Origin of the sequence: Streptomyces sp. SID5785, assembly GCF_009870065.1 — a bacterium.
GTDB lineage: Bacteria > Actinomycetota > Actinomycetes > Streptomycetales > Streptomycetaceae > Streptomyces.
In genome coordinates, this window is record NZ_WWIA01000166.1 from 1 (window position 1) to 3974 (window position 3974).

General features: G+C 73.0%; 4 protein-coding genes. 2 read left to right on the forward strand and 2 right to left on the reverse strand.

Translation table 11 applies throughout. From position 1 onward, the window contains the following. The coding region (locus GTW43_RS04880) for an AraC family transcriptional regulator (RefSeq protein WP_161300371.1) at positions 1 to 536 on the forward strand (536 nt) is incomplete at its 5' end. A 100-nt stretch (positions 537 to 636) separates the two neighbouring features. After that, entirely contained in the window at positions 637 to 1743 is a 1107-nt protein-coding gene (locus GTW43_RS04885; protein ID WP_161300372.1) for a MerR family transcriptional regulator, read from the forward strand. Between the two features lie 15 nt (positions 1744 to 1758). Here the strand turns inward: GTW43_RS04885 and GTW43_RS04890 are convergent, their stop codons facing one another. Together GTW43_RS04890 and hutC are read right to left on the reverse strand one after the other, a co-directional pair. Next, positions 1759 to 3204 carry an amino acid permease gene (locus tag GTW43_RS04890; protein ID WP_161300373.1) on the reverse strand — a complete coding sequence of 482 codons (1446 nt, stop codon included), beginning with the start codon at positions 3202 to 3204 and terminating at the stop codon, positions 1759 to 1761. Positions 3205 to 3336: 132 nt separating this feature from the next. After that, on the reverse strand, positions 3337 to 3974 hold a 638-nt coding region (hutC, locus tag GTW43_RS04895), incomplete at its 5' end, for a histidine utilization repressor (protein ID WP_161300374.1).

Sequence of the window (3974 nt, forward strand, 5' to 3'; positions counted from 1 at the left end):
CGCACGGCGACCTCGAGGTGCACTTCGTGGGGCTGCCCGCCACGCAGAACCCGCTCGCACTGACCGCGCCGACCGTCCTCGACGTGAGCCCGCTGCTGCGCGAGCTGATCATCGCCTACACCCGCGACCCGCACGACGACGGACCGCAGCGGCGGCGCCTGCGGGCCGTGCTGCTCGACCAGTTGCGGACCGCGCCGGTGCGCCCGCTGCATCTGCCCGCGCCGTCCGCTCCCCTGCTGCGCGAGCTGTCCGCGCTGCTGGCCGCCGACCCGGCCGACAGCCGGTCGCTGGAGGAGCTGGGACATGTCATCGGGGCCAGTGCGCGCACCCTGTCGCGGCTGCTCCGCGCCGATCTCGGTCTGACCTACCCGCAGTGGCGCACGCAGATCCGGTTGCACCACGCGCTCGTCCTGCTGGCCGACGGACTGCCGGTCACGGCGGTCGCCCACCGCTGCGGCTGGTCGTCCGCGAGCACGTTCATCGCCGTCTTCCACCGCACGTTCGGGCACACCCCCGGGTCGCGGGCGGCCCGTTGACGACGCGGGGGCGCGACGAGCTGTTGACCTTGCCCTCGGGGCAGACCCCAGCATCGGTGGGACCGGGCGACGCGCCCGGGACGAGGAAGGACGGACGGGCATGGAACTGCTGACCATCGGGGCGTTCGCGAGGGCGTCACGCCTGTCGCCGAAGGCCCTGCGCCTCTACGACGACCTGGGGCTGCTGACGCCCGCGCGCGTGGACCCGGTCACCGGCTACCGCCTGTACGCGCCGCACCAGCTCGACCGGGCCCGCCTGGTCGCCTGGCTGCGCCGGCTCGGCATGCCGCTGGCCCGCATCCAGCAGGTGTGCGCGCTGGAGTCCGGGGCCGCGGCCCGTGAGGTGCGCGCCTACTGGGCCGGTGTCGAGGCCGATACCGCCGCGCGGCGCGAGCTCGTCTCCTTCCTCGTCGACCATCTGGCCGGGAAGGACCCCGACATGACCTCCTCCAGCGCCCCTCTGGGCATCCGTTACGCCGCCCGCACCGACACCGGACGGGTGCGGGCGGGCAACCAGGACGCCGCGTACGCGGGCGCCCGGCTGCTCGCCGTCGCCGACGGGTACGGCGAGCGCGGCGCTCCCGCGAGCGCGGCCGCGATCGACGCGCTGCGGTTCCTCGAGACCGACGTCGAGCCGGACACGGACGGCTTCCCGGCCGGTCATCTCCTCAACACCCTGGAGGACGCGGTCGACCGGGCGGCCGCGGCCGTGCGGGAGGCGGCGGGACCGGACGGGGCGGGTGACGCGGGCACCACGCTCACCGCGATGCTCTGGACCGGTTCACGGCTCGCCCTGGTCCACATCGGTGACTCGCGTGTCTATCTGCTGCGGGACGGCGAGCTGTTCCGCATCACGCACGACCACACCCTGGTGCAGTCGATGGTCGACGAGGGACGGCTGACCCCGGAGGAGGCAGCCTCGCATCCGCAACGCGCGCTCCTCGTACGGTCGTTGGGCCGGGACGCCGCCGCCAGGCCCGATCTGCGGCTGCACGACGCGCGGCCGGGTGACCGCTTCCTGCTCTGCTCGGACGGTCTGTCGGCCGTCGTGCCGTCCGACGCCGTCCACCGGGCGCTGGCGGCGGGCGGCACACCTGACCGTACGGCTGACGAGCTGATCGCCCTGGCGAACGCCTCCGGCGGCCCGGACAACGTCAGTTGCGTGGTGGCCGACGTCGTCGAGGCGGCGGTGCCGGTCGCCGGGTGAGGGCCTGACGCCGGTTCAGCCCGCGATCCCGGCCCGTTCGTCGGGGGTCGTGGGGGCGTCGTCGCCGGCCGGTGCGGGCCGCGGGCCCGCGCCGATGCCGGTGCCGGTACGGCGGCGTGTCACCAGGACGTGCACGACGGTCAGGAGGGCCAGCCAGACGGCGCCGACCTCGAGGGCCACCCGCGTGCTCTCGTGCAGTCCGAGCAGGACGAGCACGGCGGCCATGAACACGAGCGTGGCGATCTGCGCGTAGGGCCAGAACGGGGCGGGGAAGGCGAGGCCCGCGGCCTCCCGGGGCGACATCGCGCCGCGCGCCTTCATGTGGGTGAGCAGGATCATCACCCACACGAACACGGTGGCGAACGTGGCGATCGAGGAGATGATCAGGAAGATCTCGCCGGGGACCACGGCGTTCAGGACGACGCCGACGAGCAGCGCGCCGATCATCACCAGGGTCGTCACCCAGGGCACACCGCCGCGGGTCGTGCGGCGCATGGCGGCGGGGCCGTGACCGCGCTCCGCCAGTCCGTACATCGTGCGGCCCGCGGCGAAGATGTCACTGTTGATCGCCGACAGGGCGGCGGTCAGGACGACGACGTTCAGGACGGCGGCCGCGGACTTGAGGCCGACCCCGGCGAAGATCTGCACGAAGGGGCTGCCCGAGTCGTCGATCTGCCGCCACGGGGTGATCGACATGATCACGGCGAGGGTCAGGACGTAGAACAGGATGATGCGCAGCGGGATGGAGTTGACCGCACCCGGGATCGTCTTCTCCGGGGACTGCGCCTCGCCTGCGGTGACGCCGATGATCTCGGTGCCGCCGAAGGCGAACATGACGACGGCGAAGGAGATCACGAAGCCGTCGACGCCGCCGGCGAAGAAGCCGCCGTTCCCCCACAGGTTGTCGACGCCGACGTGGACGTGGCCGCTGCCGAGGCCGAGGGCGATGACCGCGATGCCGACGAGGATCATCGCGACGATGGCGACGATCTTCACGAGGGAGAGCCAGAACTCCAGCTCGCCGAAGACCTTGACGCTGACGAGGTTGAGCGCGCCGACGAGGACGACGGCGGCCAGGACCCAGATCCAGCGGGGCACGCCGGGGAACCAGAAGCCCATGTAGACGCCGATGGCGGTGACGTCGGCGACGGCCACGATGACCATCTCGAAGGCGTAGGTCCAGCCGGTGAGGAACCCGGCGAGGGGGCCCAGGTGCCGGTCGGCGTACTCGCCGAAGGAGCCGGCGCTGGGCGAGGCGACGGCCATCTCGCCGAGGGAGCGCAGGACGAGGAAGACGGCGGCTCCGCCGATCAGGTAGGCGAGCAGGACCGCGGGTCCGGCCGCCCGGATGGACTCGGAGGAGCCGTAGAAGAGCCCTGTGCCGATGGCGGACCCGAGGGCGATGAAGCGGATGTGCCGTGCGGTGAGCCCCCGGCTCAGGCCGGCCTTTTCGGTGCGCAATCGAGTCTCTCCCTCTTCGTCCCAAGGCGAACGGCAGCCTGTATATGCCTGTCTATACAGGTGCGTCAAGGGGTCGTCCGGTGCGCGGGCGCCCGGTCGGCCCCGCGCTGTACCCCGGCCGCCCGTGCGGCGTCAGTGCGTGGCGAACGCGCCTTCCAGGCGGTAGCGCGAGCCCGGGTGCAGCAGCCGCGCGATGCTCACGAGCGCGTCCCGCGACCAGGTGCGGCGGTGGACGAGCAGACACGGCTCGGCCGGGTCCGCGCCGAGGGCCGCGCAGTCCTGCGGCGAGGCGAGGACGGCCTCCACGATGTGCTCGCCCCGGCCCAGCGGAGCCACCTTCGACAGGAAGGCGAACGGCGTGCCGAGCGTGAAGTCCTGGTCCAGGTAGCCGGGCGCGAAGGCCGGGTTGACGTACCGGTCCTCCAACTGGAGCGGCACCCCGTCCTCGCAGTGCACGACCCGCGAGCGGAAGACCGGGCGGCCGGTGCCGATACCGAGGTGGGCGCCGGTGTGCTCGTCGGCCGGCTCCTCGCCGAGGAACAGCACCCGCGTCGTGTGGCGGCGTCCCCGGGCGCGCACCTCGTCGGCGATGTCGTGCACCTCCAGGAGCGCCGAACTGGCCTTGCGCGGGGCGACGAAGCTGCCGACGCCCATGACGCGCCGGATCACGCCGTCGGCGGCGAGCTCGCGCAGCGCGCGGTTCACCGTCATCCGTGACAGGCCGAGCGCGTCGACGAACTGGCTCTCGGACGGCAGCGCGTCGTCCTCCC

What these genes read in the sequence shown, in the direction of transcription:
- GTW43_RS04885 (WP_161300372.1), top strand. Translation starts at nt 637, where the DNA reads ATGGAACTGCTGACCATCGGGGCGTTCGCGAGGGCGTCACGCCTGTCG.